We start from the raw sequence: 15,733 nt of genomic DNA on the forward strand, positions 1-15,733 counted from the left end.
ATACAGGAGGGTATACGCGGCCCCACCAAATAATAAAAATCAATAATAATCAACATGTTGCCAGCATTTTTCTATTCCGCCTCTGGCACCATACAAAAAAAGCCCCATCCGCAAGGATGGGGCTTTTTTTGTATCCGTTGTCCGGAGCCGGATGAGAACCACCGCGGTTCGACTAATCGCGCCAGCGATTTGCAACGAGCACGAAGTGCGAAGCCCGCAGGGTCGTAATAGCCCTTAGGCTATTACGATTCTTCCGCCCCCAGCGCAACCCAGCCTCAACTATCCTGCACTAAAGCCCCCAATCCCTAGTGCACCCATGCCCAACCTCTTCAGAGCCATCCTGTTCCTCTGCCTGTCGCCACTGGCAACGGCCGAACCGCAAAAACTCTTCGAACAGGTAACTCCCGAAGAAGAACAAAGAATCTACCAATACAACCAGCCCTCCATCGACCGAAAAATCTACTACGCGTCCCGCTACCGCATTGTCCGCGTCAACACCAAGCTACTCGAATCCGAAAACAATGAATTCACCCTCAATCCATTCGAAGATCAACAAATGGATGTAGTGACTCTCAAGGTCAACAGGAATCCATCAGGCGGATCTATTCACTGGGAGGGAATCTGGAAGGACTGGGAGCGAGTAACCGGAAAAACGACGCCAACGCCCACGGCGCCACAAAGCAAGCCACTCGAAAAAGACCAGATTCGCCGGATGCTCAAAATTGAACTGCGCGCATACGTCTGGCATTTCAACCCGGATACTAGCGAAGCAATCACTCCCGGTAATCTGCACCGCAAATACCAGGAACTCGATGGTAACGAAGTCGAGGAACACCAAAAGCTCAAAAAAATCAGTCGACACTCTTTCAGGACAACTACCGGAAGATTTTTTATTCTGGGTGGCGACAGCTTTGTATTAACACCTCTCGAATTCACACCGAGGTACCACCTGATTTCTATCCCAAACCCGGATCGCTACCTGGGGATAGACACGCCCTACCACCAGCTGAGCGAGGATAACCAGCGCAGAGTAAGAGAAGCGCAGGCTTTCATCGACAGCCTCCCCCCATCAGACCCGAACAAGAAAGTGCTCGAAGATATTTAACCTGCTAAAACAATACAAAGGAACAAAACCATGAAACGTATTATTTTCGTTTTATTTATTCTTCTCTCTGGCCCAAGCTGGGCTGAGAAGTTTGGTGTTAATAGTGGGAGTTTTAATTTCGAAGCAGCAGAAATACTGGAGTGCAAGAGCCTCAAAGCAAGCGCCCAATACAGACATCATGCAAGCAAGTGTTTAGAGTTTTTCGAGAATAGCGCCAAGCAAAGACTAGAGACAGAATATCTTAAGCTACTCTCAAGCATCACCAATGACACTAGTGATCTGGAAGATGCACAAATTAAATGGCATGAAGATTCAATTGTTCAGTGCAAACTGGAAGACTCCGCAATCAGGTCAAGCTCCGAAACAGATAGTGATGCGAGTTGGAATAATAGAATTTGCATGCACAATAAATATATACAACGCAAAAAATATTTGAAGCGCATACATCTAGAAAACTCTGACTCTATCAGGTGAAGTCCAGCGCGTAAGCTGGAGCGCATACTGCAGATTTTCAGGCGCTTACCCCAGCAGTTTCCGCGACGAACCAATCCACAAAATCGGCTCCCGGTGAATCGCACTTTATAAACAGAGAACGATAACCCCATCACACTATCAAGCCTTTCGTTCAGCATAAATTCATCCACACACGTCAGAATTACCCCTACAAATTTTCACAATTGTTGGAGAAACCATGAACAAGATTCTTACCACCGCGGTGATCAGCCTGGTATTTTCTGCGCCAGCCCTGGCCGACAAGCCTGAAGTTACCGGCAAGGAAATGAAGGAAGCCAAGGTATCTGCGGAAGCCAAAACCGGCACGGAAAAGCAGGCTTTGATAGCTGCAGAAAAGCGCCAGATGGCAGAAGACAAGGCGATGAAAGCCAAGGAAAAGCGCAATAGCGCAGAAGAACCAACGGAAGAAGGCAAGGAAAAAATGCCCAAGGGCCTTGAGGCACAGAGCGCCAAGAAGGCCGAGCAGGAACGCAAGGAAATGGACAAGGGATCCGAACAGGGCCAGGCCGCACGTGCTGAGAACAGCAAGAAGTGGTGGCAGTTCTGGAAGTAACTATTCTGGAACTAACTATCTAAGCGCCCCCAGACGCCCCCCTAACCCAACCGTACCCATACAAAAAAGCCCGGGCATTCATAGATTGCCCGGGCTTTTTTGTCCGCTATGCGCGGCTATTCTTCCACGGTTCCCGGCCAGATAACCACGCGCCCGTCCGGCTCTTTGAATACCCTGACCGGTAACGACTGCTCCAGCATCGCCACCAGGATATCCGCCTGGTCGGCATTAAACGCGGTGGTTACCCGCAGTGTTTCCAGTTCGCGAGTACCGATAATAATGCGGTGCTTGCGGTAGCGGTTGGCATCGGCGACCACTTCTGACAGGGGTGCATCGCGGTAACTGAATTTGCCCTGGCGCCAGCCGGCCACCCGGCCAGATTCCACATTGCGCACCGGGCTCAAGCGGGATTCACTGACACTGACTTGCTGGCCGGCGAGCAGGCGGACTTTATCCGCCGGCGCACTGCCCGACACCTTCTGCCGGGCGACATCCACAATGCCTTCCTCAACGGTTACCTTCACTTCACTGCCGCTGCGCACATCAAAGCGCGTACCAACCACGCGTACCTCGGCACCCTTGGCGATGACATAAAAAGGCCGGGTCGGGTCTTTGGAAACGCGGAAGAAGGCCTGTCCTCGCAACAATTTTACGTCGCGCCGACCACTTGAAAAGCTTGTCTCGATGGCAGTATCGCCCCCCAGGGTAACTTCGCTGCCGTCCTCCAGGGTGATGTTGCGCACCTGGGCCAGTGCCGAAGTGTAGGCCTGGGCGGCGGGCTCACTTTGCCAGGGCGCCAGGTACAGGGTGCCGACGGCGAGCATCAGGGTGCAGGCGAAGGCGAGGCCGGTTACCGGTGAGACACCGAGAAAACCCTGCAGCTTTGCCAACAGGCTGCCGAAGCCAAGCGGCTGGCGCAGGCGCGCGCCCTCTTCACTGGCGGCCAGCGCCGCGAGGCTGCGATCAATCTGTTGCAGACGCCGGTAGGCATCGCGGTTCTGTGCCTTCTGCATCCAGGCATCAAACGCAGACTGCTCACTGCTATCCAAAGCGCGCTCACTGCGGCGCATAAACCACTCGCGAGCCTCGGCTTCCACCTGCCGGATATCACGCTGCGGGTGACTGTTCCCAGCCGTCATCACAATTCTCCACCGTGCACACGCAGCGCTTCCTGACAGCCAGCCAGGGCTTTCGCTACGTGTTTTTTCACTACTGTTGCCGAGAGCCCTTCCCGCCGCGCGATTTCCGCGTAGGAGAGTCCATCGACACGATTCATCAACAATAATCGCCGCCGTTTGTGGGGCATATTCCACAAGGCGCGGCTGATCAGTCCCAGAAACTGGCGGCCGGAAGCCACACGCTCGGGGCTGCGACTGTCCTGTTCGCGATCTGGATCGCCCTGTACCGATTGCGCGTAACTCTCGCGCACCTGCCCTTTGCGCAAGGTATCTATGGTGGCGTTGTGCACCGCGCGGTACAGGAAAGCCCTGACGTGCTCGATGTCGCCGACACGGAGCTGGGGCGCCATCCGCGCAAACGCTTCCTGCACCAGATCTTCGGCCTCGCTGTACGACAATCCGAACTTGCTTACCGCGTATCGACACAGCTCCTGGTGATACTCGCGGTAGTAATAATCCAGATCTTTGTCGTTATCGGTCGCCAATTGGCTGGCCCATGCTGTCGCCATGGATTCTCTTCACCATCATTTTTGTTGTATTTGGCTGCTTGCTTTAGCGAAATCTAATTCTCTCGCCGGTATGACGACCAGGCCTCGGCAATCGTCTCCCCCCCTTTGAAAAAATAATCGGAGCCAAATCAATCGAACTGCAAGCCAACACGCAATCCGAACATACGCGGCGCGCCATAGTAGTAAACGGGAGTTGCGGCATCGGCCTCCTGTACGTCGTTGGCGGCGGCGATATCGGTGAGGTTTTCGCCGTAGAAGTCGAGCCACCAGTTGCCCGCCACTGGCTCCAGTTTGATGCCGGCGCTCCACAGGCTGTAGGCCGGGCGGCGGTCGATATTGCGCGCCGGGCCGGCAGGATCAGGCAACCATTCTCCGCTTTGGTTGTCGAGCAGCAGGCCGTCGCGATCGCCACGATTGGCTTCGGCAAAATACATGGCATCCGCATAGCGCAGGCCAAGCCGCGCGGTCGCCCGCCCCCAGTTACCCAGGGGCAGCTGGTGGCGGTAGTTGAGACCGAGACTCAGCTCCGGCACCTGTTTCAGCTGATTGCCACTGAAATCCACCAGGTCAGGGATCTCTGCATTGCCGGCATCGGGATTCCAGGTCTGGCCGTAGCTGGGGAATTCGTTATCGACGGCGAGGAAGCGGTTGTAGTGCGCATCTAGCCAGGACAGGAACCCGGTGACGCGGCCGTTGCGGCTGCTGGCCCAGTTGAGCTCCAGTTCCAGGCCGCGAATGGTGGCCGAGGGCGCGTTAGTGCTGCGGATCAGCTCGGTGCCGTCCTCTTCGACAGCAACACCGGAGACCTGCAAGTCCCGGTAGCGGGTATCGAACAGGGCGCCGTTCAGGGTCATTGCGCCATCCAGCAGCCCGAGCTTGATGCCCAGCTCCACATTGGTACTGGTTTCGGGGCCGACGTAGGCTTCACCAGCATTGTTGCGCGCGACTAGTGCCTGCAGGGCCGACTCGAATGCTGGGTCCCGGGGGCCGCTGAATGTTCCTTTGAGACTGGCGCCGTCCTGCACAATACCGGGCTTGAAGCCCTCGGCGTAATGGAGATACAACAGGGTGTCTTCTAGCGGGCGGTAGGATAGCCGCGCCATGGTGGTGGTGCTCTGCCAGGTGTGATCCACGTCGTTATAGTTGGCCACATAGCACTGGCCCTCTGCTGCGGAAGCGCGATTGACCGCGATCTCCCCCAGCTCGCCCCCGCGGTCGCTGCGAATCAGGTCCGGGCAGGCGATATTGCGACCGCCGCGATCGTAGCGCTGGTCACGCCCGCTGCGGGCACCGAGGCTGATCATCCAGCGCGACGTAAGATCGTAATCCAGCTGGCCGTAGAAGGCGCTGAGGCGGGTACCGCGATTCGGCTGCTGGAAGCTGTGCGCCGGGGCGCCACCCCAGCCGCTGCCGTCCGGATTCTGGTGCTCGAGATCAAAGCGGATCCGGTTTCGTTCCTCAAACCCGAAGTAGGCCAGCATCCAGCGCAGGTCCTGCTCATCATCGCTCTTCAATTGCAGTTCGTGCTGATGCCCGCGGTACTCGGACCCGATGGTGCGGTTGCTCTGGTGATAGACGGCGGGGTCCGTTTCACTGCCCACTGCGCCGGTGCCATCGGCATCCCAATCCTGTGAGCGCTCCAGCGTACCGAGACCGGCGATATACGCAAGACTCGCACTGCCCGGCAGCGTCCATTCCAGGCGACTGCGCAGGGAGTCCTGATTCAGCAGGGTTTTACCCGGGGTGTCGATGGTGACCGGGGTATCGTAATCCACCACCGGCAGACTGCCGGCGCCGCGGTCTTCGAAACGCTCGTAGCTCAACCACCAGTGCAGGTCATCGCGGATCTGCCAGCTGGAACCGAGGCGATGGCTGAACAGGTCGGTGTTGTTGTAGCGCTCACTGCGGTCGGCAGAGACCGAATCCCCGGTGTATTCGGTATAACTGTCTGCGCGCACGGATACCGCCGCCCAGCGCAGGGCCCAGTTGTCGGTCACCGGTGCGTTGGCAATCGCGGTGACTTTCTGCTGGTGATAGTTGCCAAGGGTCACGGACAGGTCCGACGACCACTCCGGCTCCGGGCGCGCCGTGTGGTAATTGATTACGCCGCCGGTGGAATTGCGACCAAACAGGGTGCCCTGTGGGCCGCGCAGAACTTCCACCCGATCCAGATCGTAGAGCAGCACCGCAGAACCCTGTACACGGCTGCTGAAAACCCCGTCCACATGGGTAGCCACCCCAGAATCCCCCGCCTCGGTGTGATTGTCGGAGCCGACCCCGCGCAAATACAGCATGGACGCGGTGTGGTCACCATTGCGCGCCACCTGCAGACTGGGCACCTCGGCGGCCAGCTGCTCCAGGCTGTCGATATTCCGCGCCTGCAGGGTAGCGCCGCTGAGGGCCGTCACGGTCATCGGGGTCTGCTGCAGATTAGTGCGGCGCTTGCTGGCCACCACTTCCACTTCCTCCAGCATTGGCCGGACCTCGGGCGTGGCTGCCGGTGAAACGTCTTGTTGCGGAAACTTGTGCGGAGCCTTGGGTGGCAGTATCACTATTCCCGGGCCGTCGACCTGGCGGTAGCGGAACCCGGACGGCCCGAGCAGTGCGGCCAGCGCGGCCTCTGCGGTAAAGCGGCCATTTAACGCCGGCGCTAACTGTGCGCTCTGCGGCTGCGCCCCCAGCATCACTGCGAGACCGGTGTGACGGGAAAACGCCAGCAGTGCCTGATCCAGCGGCAGCGGGGGAATTTCGAAGGTATAAAAAGCAGAGGTGGCAGTGTCTGGCGACGGCGTACTGGCAGCGGCATGGATGGATTCCGCCACCGAAAAAGTATTATCCGCCACGGCAGCGGCCAGTGGGCAGACACCGATTGGTGCCGCCAACAGCAAAGTGCGGAGTGACCTGTGGCAGGTCTTGAACATAGGCATGTCGTCATCGCTGCCCCGCACGCTGGCGGGAATTCCGGATACGCGATGGCGACACGCAAAACCGCTCTCAACCGCTACTCTCTGCAAAAGCAGCATGAGCAGTTAGAGAACCAGCGTCGAAAATCAGGTCACGTTCCGGCTTGATTATTGTTCTGGCCGGAAAACATACAACAAGAATCTGCGGGGTGACAAGTTGAGACGTGCCGCCCCGGGGGATCCGCCCCCTCTTTGGTAACTCCCGATCTGCAACCCTATTCGGCAGCGAGGGTCACACAGCGGTAATGGGAGCCTCCATCGGCACTCAAATCTGCCGCCAGCTGGGGCAGCAGCTGGTCCATCTGCCCGCGCAAGGTCCAGGGTGGATTGATCACGATCATGCCGGCGGAAGTCATGCCGTGCCCCTCGGCGTCGCCGCGGATACCCAGCTCGAACAATTCGATATTGCGAATACCGGTAGCCACCAGCTGCTTCTCCAGCGCATCGATGCGGCGGCGCTCCACTACCGGATACCAGAGGGCGACCGTTGCGGTGGCCATCTTGCGATGGATCAACTTCAGCGCGTCGACCACCCGCTGATAGTCGTCCTTCTGCTCATAGGGCGGATCGATCAACACCAGCGCGCGGCGGGCGCGACTCGGCAGCAGGCTCGACAGCCCCTTGAAACCATCCTCCTCGCGCACCTGGTACTGGCGCCCGCGGGGCAGGTTCTGTCGCAGCTTTTCCGCATCGCTGGGGTGCAACTCAAACGCCCAGGCCTTGTCCTGCGGGCCCAGCATCTGTGCGGCAATCAACGGCGAACCCGGGTACTGCTGCAGCGCTCCCTCCGGGTTCAAACCCTCAATCAGGCGCAGGTAATTCTGTAGCCCCGGCAGCTCACTGATTTTGAACAGGCGACCGATACCATTCATGTATTCGCAGTTTTTCTGCGCCATGTCCGACGCCAGCGCATAACTGCCGGCACCGGCATGGGTATCGATATAGTCGAAAGGTGCCTCTTTTTTTTGCAGGTAAGAAATAATTTCCACCTGCACACAGTGCTTGAGCACATCGGCAAAATTGCCGGCGTGAAAACCGTGGCGATAACTGAGCATAGGACCCACCCCGGGCAAGTAAAAACAAGGAAAAAACACTGCCGGATGGGGCTTGGCAGTGGCGGGCAAGTCACCAGAGAAGGCTGGTGCTCACCGGGAAGCGGGCGAACTTTAGGGGCCTTTGCGGCCCCTGACAATCATTTTTGCTCGATCTTCCAGTGCACAATGTGGGCCCTGGATTAGAACCACATGGACCAGAAGAGGCGCACCACGTGGGCATTGAAGTGGTAGGCGGGCTCGTCACCGGGGAGGTAGTCGCCGCTGCCAGTGTGCACGCGCACATCGTGGAAGTCGTCGTAGTCGAACAGCACGTAGTCCCAGTAAAGGTTAACGGTGTTCTTGCGATCAAACAGGGCCCAGCGTTCCGGCAGCAGGTAGGAAGCGCCGATGCCGATGGCGGTGCTGGTGAAGTCGCTCAGCTCTTTGTCGCGGGCGCGGAAGTTGGTGGCATCCAGATAAGGGAAGAGGTCGCTGTAGAAATCCGCTCCGGTCTGTTTGTAAAAGCGCAGCTTGCCCTCGAGGATCAGGTTTTCCGCTTCCAGGGGGTGGGTGTAGCGGAATTCCAGGTTGTCGGAATTGATGCCCCAGCTGTCGGCATAGCGACGGTACTCACTTTTGACCGCTGCGCGGTAGGGCAGGTGGTATTTGGCCCTCAGTGCCACGGCATCGCTGTTGCGGGTGGTGGGGTAGAGTTCCGCCTGGTAACTGAAGCCGGTTCCGGAATTGGGGTCCAGGTAGCGCACGCTGCGATAGGGATTGTTCAGGAAGCCCTCATCCGCCACGGTTTCTACGCTCAGTTCGGCGATCAGTTTAGTGGTGAGAATCTGGCTCCAACCGATGGAATAGCGACGGTGCTCGGCCTGGGCAAGAAAGTCCTCGTCGCCGTTGCGCATGACATCGTCACTACCCAGGCTGACGCGCATGGACAATGAACTGAGGTCGCCGAAGAAATCCTGCGATATGCCGAAACCGACAGTCTCGGCCTGGTAGTCGTCTTCGCTGGAGTTGGTGTAACTCAGGCTCATGGTGGTTTTATCCACCAGATACTCGGCGCCCAATGAATACTCGTCCCGCTGCTCGCTGTAAGGGCTGGCGGTGGCCTGCACATCGATGGAGGCGCCGGAGATCATGTCCACATAATAATTGGCAGAAAGAGATACCTTGTTGCCAATATTCTTGCGCACCAACACCGAAGGGCCATCAATGGTGACCCCACCACCACTATAGGAGTGGTACATGGTATCCGCGCGTTCTTCCGGCAACACCGCCGCAGAGGACTGAACAGAAAATAAAAAGAGTGCTAGTGCACCGAGGCATTTTCTGTAATTAGTTACAGCCACAACCGCCTCCGGATCCACCTTCTGCACCGCGTGCAGCTTCGCGCGCTTCATACACGTGGTTCATGTAGCCGGCGGCCACCGGATCGCGCTCGAAACTCATGATCGGGTCCGCGAGATAGTGCCGCTCGTAAGGTTTTACCCAGGGCTCCGGCATCACGGTTTCGCAACCGGCGAGAATCGCGAACAAGGGTAAAGACAGGCAGATAAGGAAGCGCTTGGCCATGGATTATTCCCGGATCAGTTCCTTGATGATTTTTTTGTACTCGGCCTCATCGCCACTGCGGTAGCCCTTGTGCACGTAGCGCACCTTGCCGTCGCGGTCGATAAACACGGAGGTAGGCATGGCTTCAACGCCAAAGAGCTTGCTGACATCGCTCTCGGCATCAAACAGCACCGGAAATTCCACCGGGATTTTTTTCAGCATGGCCTGGGCATCTTCGCGGTTGGCATCCACATTCACACCCCACACCTGAAAACCCACCGGCTCGTAGCGCGCGTGCAGATCACTCAGTAGCGGCATTTCCTCGCGGCAGGGTCCACACCAGGATGCCCAGAAGTTCAGCATGATCACTTCGCCGCGCTGTTCGCTGAGCTTCAGGTTGCCGTCGTTGAGGGAAGCCAGGGTGAAGTCGCTGGCGGGGGCGCTGGCCAGCGCCGGCGCGCCCGCGAGAAGGGCAGCACTGGTGCAGAGGGCGGCAATCAGGTTACGCATCGGGTTACTCCATTTTTTCTTTTATAAGTCGTATAGAAATCAAATTCAGAAATAGATCGAAAAGCCCAACTGGGTTGAGAGGTTATTGGTTCGCAGTGGCTCGCCAAAAATCTCGTGCTCGAGAATGTGATCGCGCACATCCAGGCGCAGGGCCAGCCAGTCCTGGGCCAGCACGCGCACGCCGGCACCTACGTTGTAGGTGAAGTGCTCTTCATCAGCGAAACTGGTATTGCCAATGCCGCCGATCAGGTAGAGGTTACTGTTCAGTGCCCACTTGTCGAAAATGAAAATCTCTCCGGGCATAAAGTTCCAGGCCAGGGACAGGTTATACATGGAAAGCTCGCGCTCTTCGTCGGTCAGCAGAGGGGCCGAGCCGCTCAGTTTTTCGTAACTGGTTTCCCCCAGCTTGGTTTGGCCGTAGCCCGCCTCCATAAAAAAATCTTCGTTGATATGGTAGGCCAGGCTGCCGCCGATCAGGCGACTGCTGCCGAAATCCTCGACACTGATGATACCGCCTGCATAAACGGTGAACTCGAAGTCTTCGGTATCGATTTTCGCTTCGCGAATTTCCCGCCGCTCCAGATCCGGCGAGATAATCTCGTCGATTGCTTCATCTCCCTGAGCCAGGGCGCCACTGGCACAGGACGCCGCCAGCAACAAGCCGGCAAATGTTACATAAATACGTCGAATCCCAATTTCCATTCGACTATCTCCTGATTGTTTTCCCGCGAGGTAAGCAGGTAGTGATTGGCAGCTTCCACACGCAAGGCAAAGCGACGGGAAAGATAAGCGGTAACACCGACACCGGTCAGCATGGTGGTGTCCTGGCGGTCTTCGGTGGCGACGATGGTGGCATTGGGGGAAGTGGTGTTGATACCGGTGCCCAGCAGAAAATAGGGCGAAAACCGCCACTGGGGGAAGGGCTTGTGCAATACAGCCACCTGATAGGTCTGGCTATCGGAGTAGGCACCGATGGTCTGCGCCGCGCGCAATTCCGCCGAAAGATTCGCGGTAAAGCGATACCCCAGCGACACCCCCAGGGAGTTGGCACCGGCAAAATCCCCATAGGAAAAACTGAGACGGAGCCCCTGTTCACGGTAGTCGTCGATCCCCGGGGTGGGCACCACCAGCTGCTCGCCCTCCGGGGTAAACACTTCATCCAGTTCGGAGATTTTTGCCCAGCCGGTTTTACCGCTGCGGGTCATGACCTTGACCCAATCGGTGCGGCGTTTCAGCAGCCACAGGGGCTCACCGTATTCCACCACGTGATCGATCACGTAACCGCGCCCGGGGCCGGTATAAAGATTCAGGAATACAGCGCCGACGATCACCTGCTCGGCGTCGCTGGCAAGACCTTCCGGCTGACGCCCGCCGAACTGCTGTGCGGAGAAGCTATCAATAACCGCCGCGCTATCTTCCTGCAGCTGCACGTCTCGCCCATCCGCGTGACTCTCGCTGGCCTGGAGCGGACCGACAGACATCAAGCCGGCGACCAATGCCGCCAGCCGCAAGGATGTCGTTGAGAGAATTCGGAAGGAATATTTTCCGGGCTGCCAATTCATGACTCAGTTGACCGGTGCTTCAAAGGGATTGTTGTAATACTGCGCACCGATATCCAGCCACTCTGAAATCAAACGCAATTCCGCAGCGGACAGTTCACCGGCGTGGAAACCACCCGCTTCAAATACCTCGAAGAAGCGACTGGCATTCGCGCCATTGGTATCCATGATCCGCTGAATGTCGACGGTAACCATAACAGGAATCGGGTTGCCATCGGCATCCAGAATCAACTCGCCATTCTCATCGGTTTCAAACAACAGGTTGCCGTTGTCGTCGGTATCCTGCACCAGCACATTCTGTACCGCGCCGTCGCGCAACTCTTGAATGGGGTTGTCGAAGATCAACTCCACGTAGGAGGTACTGTAATTGGTGTTTACGCCGGACTGGTCACTGCGCAGGTCCAGCTGCCCCGGGGGTACCTGGGCCATGCCGGCAGCATCGCGGTTGCTATGGCAACCGGTGCAGGTACGGTCTTCCAGCACCGTGCCCATATCATCGGTAATCTCCCGCGGCAGATCCCAGATGGGCTGGATGTGGGTGGGGTAGTGGATAACCGTGCGGCAATCCACGCTCCAGGCGCTCTGGCAGGCGACGCTGGTCGGCGCCGGCGTCAGCAACTCGCTCATCAACAGCTCGCTGCTGGGGTCTTTTGCCCGCAGCGCGGAATCCGTCCACAGGTCACTGAATTTCAAATCTCCTTCCAGTATCAGGTGTCCGGCCACCCGCGCCATCAGTTGCGCCATCGTCTCGCCCATCTGTGCATTCAGTGCGGGCTCGGTGTTGGCGAAGGGCGCCTCGCTAGTGGGCGCACCGGCCCAGGCTGCTTCCGGCTGCTTATCGTCACGCCCGTGGGGCACTTCGCTGTCGCGGCTGTGGCAGCCCTGGCACTGCCTGATTTCACCGGCGCGGAATTGCAGCCAGTTATTGTGACGACCGACAATGCGCCGGCCATTGGCATCCACCACCGAAATCGCCAGCGGCACATCCGCCGGTACTTTGACCCGCACCGAACCGTCCGGCTGAATCGGGGTGTAACCGATGATCTCGCGCATCAGCTGGCTGCGGTTGCGGCCGAAGGCACTGCGGTCGAAATCCAGGGTGTCGCGATCGGGAACCCCCACCGCTTTCACTACCCTCAGGAAACGCGCCGGGCGCTCGGCGGCAGACGTCTGCAGCGGATCCGCCACCGCAGCGATATCCAGCGCGGGCTCGCCGTCAAAATCGTAAACGCTGCGAATATCCAGAATCGCCATTCCCTCGTCCACCAGGTCGCGGTCGATATCAATACCGGGGATAGGCTCGGGAATGAATTCGGCCACTGGGCGGGTATCGGCGGTGACTGCTTCGGAAATCATCTGGCCTTCAACGGGCTGGATGATAGGCCGCTGGGTACCCTCGAAATAGTCATAGATCCACAGGCCATAAAGGGGATCCGCGGGTACGATATCCGGCGTGGCCAGCCACTCTTCGGTACAGGGTTGCGGCAGCTCGGTTTCCGGGTCGATGACCCGACACTCGCTCCAGCTGACCAGTAATCGGCTGGTGCCATCGTGAAAGGCCCAAGCATTGGCAAACAGTCCGTGGGGAGAGAGACTACCGTCGGTGATGACCTGTAATACCGACAGAGACTCCTGCCCCTGCAGCACGCCCTCCTGCTCCGGCTCACTGTAGGCCTCGGTGAAATTGTCGGCATCGATGACCACCATATCGCCGCCGTAGGTAATCCCCTCCGGGGAGCGCAGGGTGACGAGAATGCGACCATCCGGCATCTGCTGGGGTTTGCTGAAGGTGGCCACAACCGGGTCACTTTGCGGATTGGCACTGAGGCCGGTGGCCTGGCTGTGATACCCGTAATGGAACTGCAGGTCGGTGCCATCGGGTTTGACGGTATACAGGCTCAGGCGATCGACACCGCCCATATTATCCCAGCGATTGAACAGGATGCGGCCATTAAACAGAACCGTTGGGGAAAGATCGTGGCTCTGGTTGTAGGAGATCTGTCGAATATCGCTGCCATCCGCTTCCATCACATGCAGTACGAAGGCAGGCTCATCCAGGTTTTCCGCCAGGGCAGAAAACTGTGGCTTGTTGTCATCGAGCAGTAACGCACGGGAGCGGCGCTGGCGAGTAGAGGTAAAAACGATGCGACCGTCGGGCAAAAATGCCGGGGCGATATCATCCCCTTCCTCGGCAATCAGGTCAGACTGGATGGCCCGCTTCAATTCCGCGGCGGCAAAATCGTACAGCCAGATATTCCAGCTGGGCTGTTCATCGTCATCCAGCCCTTCGATATCCGGGGCGCGCATGGCGAATGCCATGGTGCTGCCATCGGCGGATACCGTCAGGTCTTTAACGTCGTAACCGCCCTCGAAAATAATTCCCGCCTCTTCGTCGCTGACGAACAGATTTTCCGTCAATACCCGCTGATCGGCGCTGGCGGTGGCGCGATCGCGCAGCACCAGTTCAGCGCCGGGATTAAACGAAGAGGGCGCGTAGATACTGTCGCCCATCAGCAGGTCGTCTTCGTCCCGGTTCAGCGTGCGGCGCACATAGGCTACCGGGTAATCCACCACCACCGGATCCTGCGCCTGATCACCGCCGCCGAGACTGGAGCCCTCACCACTGCCACCGGAACAGCCCGACAGCAGCGCAAGCGTCCATAGCGCAGACAGTCCGCCAAGCGTCCGCAGCTGCGTATAAAAAAGATTCAAATAGGTACCCTCGTCCAAGTCTCCAACCAGCTTTTCCGTAGTGAACACTCACCTTGTTTACGGCGCTATAACTGGACTTACGTCTGCCATATTTACACAGAATAATTGCGCCTGATTCTCGCGATTGACCGCCTTAGTCTCAAGCGATGCACATGGTTTTTGCCAACCAGCACACGCTTTAAATTTTTACCGCTGGTGAATCCTTGTGCATTCTTTAGTATCCGTTGCCAATTGCCTGACTGTTACAAAAGTCAATTAAACGCTGCGCTCCAAGCACAACACCAAAGCGATCATTACCATGAAAATAAAATCGCCCGCTGCGCGCCTGCTATGCGCGGCGACCGCCTGCCTTGGCACCCTTGCCGCCATCAGTGCCAACCCGGCCCTGGCGGGAGCGGAAGAACAGGCAGCGCAAATCCACAGTCGTCTCACCGGGGTCAAGCCGAGCGTGGACGTACTCACCGCCATGGCCGAAGAAATTGCCAATGGCAATGCCGAGGTGGCGGCGCATCTGGCGATGGACAACGATGCCTTCTATAACGTCACCCTGAAAAACCTCGTTACGCCCTGGACCAACCGCGACGGTGACAACTTCGCGCCGCTGAACGACTACACCGCAACCGTCATCGGCGTGGTGCGCGACGATGTCGACTTCCGCGAGATTCTCTCCGGCGACATCCTCTATACCGGCACCGGCGCCTCCGGGCTTAACCTGCCCGCCTACAGCAACAGCAATAACAACCACTACGAAGCCTTGGAAAACAGCGGCTATCCGCTACAGAGCGCTCTCCAACGCCAGCCCCAATCCTCCGTAACCGGCCTGCCCAGCGAGGCCACCGCCGGGGTGATGACCACCCGCGGCGGCGCCAAGGCGTTTTTCTATGCGGGCACCAACCGCGCCATGTTCCGCTTTACCCTGATGAATCACCTGTGCCGGGACCTGGAACAGGTGCACGACACTTCAAGACCGCCGGATCGCATCCGCCAGGATGTGAGCCGCAGCCCCGGTGGCGATAGCCGGGTATTCCAGAACAACTGTATCGGCTGCCACAGCGGCATGGACCCCATGGCCCAGGCCTTTGCCTACTACAACTTCGCTTACGATGTGGAAAATGACCCCACCGGGGAAAACGGCCAGATCGATTACAACCGCAGCGGCGATACCGACCCCGCAACTGGCACACGCGTACAGGCCAAAAACCACATCAACAGCGCCACTTTCCCCTATGGATTTGTGATTCCCGACGACAAATGGGACAACTACTGGCGGCAGGGACCCAACATGCACCTGGGCTGGAGTGAAACGCTGCCCGGCTCCGGCAATGGTGCCAAGTCCATGGGACAGGAACTGGCCAACAGCCAGGCCTTCGCCCAGTGCCAGGTAACCAAAGTCTTTGAACAGGTGTGCCTGCGTGCACCGGAAGATCAAGCGGACCGCGACCAGATCGAAAACATCACCAGCAACTTTACCGGCAACGGTTACAAACTGAAGCAGGTGTATGCGGACACTGCGGTTTACTGCGCGGGAGAATAA

14 protein-coding genes are annotated in these 15,733 nt (G+C 58.0%); 4 read left to right on the forward strand and 10 right to left on the reverse strand.

The window, feature by feature from the left end:
• The first annotated feature begins 316 nt into the window (after positions 1–316).
• The 3 genes from M0G74_RS11020 (at position 317) to M0G74_RS11030 (ending at position 2,171) form a co-directional block, all read left to right on the forward strand.
• Positions 317–1,105, forward strand: coding sequence for a hypothetical protein (locus M0G74_RS11020; protein WP_248216814.1), 789 nt, complete (start codon positions 317–319; stop codon positions 1,103–1,105).
• Between the two features lie 30 nt (positions 1,106–1,135).
• On the forward strand, positions 1,136–1,579 hold the full coding sequence (locus M0G74_RS11025; protein WP_248216816.1) for a hypothetical protein: 444 nt from the start codon (positions 1,136–1,138) through the stop codon (positions 1,577–1,579).
• A 217-nt stretch (positions 1,580–1,796) separates the two neighbouring features.
• A complete protein-coding gene (locus M0G74_RS11030) occupies positions 1,797–2,171 on the forward strand; it encodes a hypothetical protein (protein ID WP_248216818.1) in 375 nt (124 codons plus the stop codon).
• Between the two features lie 116 nt (positions 2,172–2,287).
• On the opposite strand, the gene M0G74_RS11035 is transcribed toward M0G74_RS11030, so the two are convergent.
• The 10 genes from M0G74_RS11035 to M0G74_RS11080 form a co-directional block, all read right to left on the reverse strand.
• The gene (locus M0G74_RS11035) at positions 2,288–3,310 is read right to left on the reverse strand and encodes a FecR domain-containing protein (protein WP_248216819.1); all 1,023 of its coding nucleotides are present in this window, start codon (positions 3,308–3,310) and stop codon (positions 2,288–2,290) included.
• Positions 3,310–3,858: a sigma-70 family RNA polymerase sigma factor gene (locus M0G74_RS11040; RefSeq protein WP_160152098.1), complete on the reverse strand. Its 549-nt coding sequence runs from the start codon at positions 3,856–3,858 to the stop codon at positions 3,310–3,312. Before M0G74_RS11040 ends, M0G74_RS11035 begins: the two co-directional genes overlap by 1 nt.
• A 128-nt stretch (positions 3,859–3,986) precedes the next feature.
• Entirely contained in the window at positions 3,987–6,881 is a 2,895-nt protein-coding gene (locus tag M0G74_RS11045; protein WP_248216821.1) for a TonB-dependent receptor, read from the reverse strand.
• A gap of 155 nt (positions 6,882–7,036) precedes the next feature.
• Positions 7,037–7,876, reverse strand: a complete 840-nt coding sequence (rlmJ, locus tag M0G74_RS11050; protein ID WP_248216832.1) for a 23S rRNA (adenine(2030)-N(6))-methyltransferase RlmJ — start codon at positions 7,874–7,876, stop codon at positions 7,037–7,039.
• 179 nt (positions 7,877–8,055) lie between these two features.
• Positions 8,056–9,216: a DUF3570 domain-containing protein gene (locus tag M0G74_RS11055; protein WP_248216834.1), complete on the reverse strand. Its 1,161-nt coding sequence runs from the start codon at positions 9,214–9,216 to the stop codon at positions 8,056–8,058.
• The gene (locus M0G74_RS11060) at positions 9,203–9,370 is read right to left on the reverse strand and encodes a DUF4266 domain-containing protein (RefSeq protein WP_201276963.1); all 168 of its coding nucleotides are present in this window, start codon (positions 9,368–9,370) and stop codon (positions 9,203–9,205) included. Before M0G74_RS11060 ends, M0G74_RS11055 begins: the two co-directional genes overlap by 14 nt.
• Before the next feature lie 72 nt (positions 9,371–9,442).
• A complete protein-coding gene (locus tag M0G74_RS11065; RefSeq protein WP_160152093.1) occupies positions 9,443–9,928 on the reverse strand; it encodes a TlpA disulfide reductase family protein in 486 nt (161 codons plus the stop codon).
• 45 nt (positions 9,929–9,973) lie between these two features.
• Entirely contained in the window at positions 9,974–10,630 is a 657-nt protein-coding gene (locus M0G74_RS11070; RefSeq protein ID WP_248216836.1) for an outer membrane beta-barrel domain-containing protein, read from the reverse strand.
• A complete protein-coding gene (locus M0G74_RS11075) occupies positions 10,600–11,490 on the reverse strand; it encodes an SH3 domain-containing protein (RefSeq protein ID WP_248216838.1) in 891 nt (296 codons plus the stop codon). Before M0G74_RS11075 ends, M0G74_RS11070 begins: the two co-directional genes overlap by 31 nt.
• A 3-nt stretch (positions 11,491–11,493) precedes the next feature.
• Positions 11,494–14,199, reverse strand: a complete 2,706-nt coding sequence (locus M0G74_RS11080; RefSeq protein ID WP_248216840.1) for a hypothetical protein — start codon at positions 14,197–14,199, stop codon at positions 11,494–11,496.
• 298 nt (positions 14,200–14,497) lie between these two features.
• On the opposite strand from M0G74_RS11080, the gene M0G74_RS11085 reads away from it, so the two are divergent.
• Positions 14,498–15,733 carry a hypothetical protein gene (locus tag M0G74_RS11085; protein ID WP_248216842.1) on the forward strand — a complete coding sequence of 412 codons (1,236 nt, stop codon included), beginning with the start codon at positions 14,498–14,500 and terminating at the stop codon, positions 15,731–15,733.

Source organism: Microbulbifer sp. CAU 1566 (genome assembly GCF_023156515.1).
GTDB lineage: Bacteria > Pseudomonadota > Gammaproteobacteria > Pseudomonadales > Cellvibrionaceae > Microbulbifer.

Bases quoted from the DNA above. Each gene is read 5' to 3' on its own strand.
- M0G74_RS11035 (WP_248216819.1), bottom strand. From the start codon at position 3,310: ATGACGGCTGGGAACAGTCACCCGCAGCGTGATATCCGGCAGGTGGAA.
- M0G74_RS11020 (WP_248216814.1), top strand. From the start codon at position 317: ATGCCCAACCTCTTCAGAGCCATCCTGTTCCTCTGCCTGTCGCCACTG.
- M0G74_RS11030 (WP_248216818.1), top strand. From the start codon at position 1,797: ATGAACAAGATTCTTACCACCGCGGTGATCAGCCTGGTATTTTCTGCG.
- M0G74_RS11025 (WP_248216816.1), top strand. From the start codon at position 1,136: ATGAAACGTATTATTTTCGTTTTATTTATTCTTCTCTCTGGCCCAAGC.
- M0G74_RS11045 (WP_248216821.1), bottom strand. From the start codon at position 6,881: ATGCTGCTTTTGCAGAGAGTAGCGGTTGAGAGCGGTTTTGCGTGTCGC.
- M0G74_RS11060 (WP_201276963.1), bottom strand. From the start codon at position 9,370: ATGCCGGAGCCCTGGGTAAAACCTTACGAGCGGCACTATCTCGCGGAC.
- M0G74_RS11085 (WP_248216842.1), top strand. From the start codon at position 14,498: ATGAAAATAAAATCGCCCGCTGCGCGCCTGCTATGCGCGGCGACCGCC.
- rlmJ (WP_248216832.1), bottom strand. From the start codon at position 7,876: ATGCTCAGTTATCGCCACGGTTTTCACGCCGGCAATTTTGCCGATGTG.
- M0G74_RS11065 (WP_160152093.1), bottom strand. From the start codon at position 9,928: ATGCGTAACCTGATTGCCGCCCTCTGCACCAGTGCTGCCCTTCTCGCG.
- M0G74_RS11070 (WP_248216836.1), bottom strand. From the start codon at position 10,630: ATGGAAATTGGGATTCGACGTATTTATGTAACATTTGCCGGCTTGTTG.
- M0G74_RS11040 (WP_160152098.1), bottom strand. From the start codon at position 3,858: ATGGCGACAGCATGGGCCAGCCAATTGGCGACCGATAACGACAAAGAT.
- M0G74_RS11075 (WP_248216838.1), bottom strand. From the start codon at position 11,490: ATGAATTGGCAGCCCGGAAAATATTCCTTCCGAATTCTCTCAACGACA.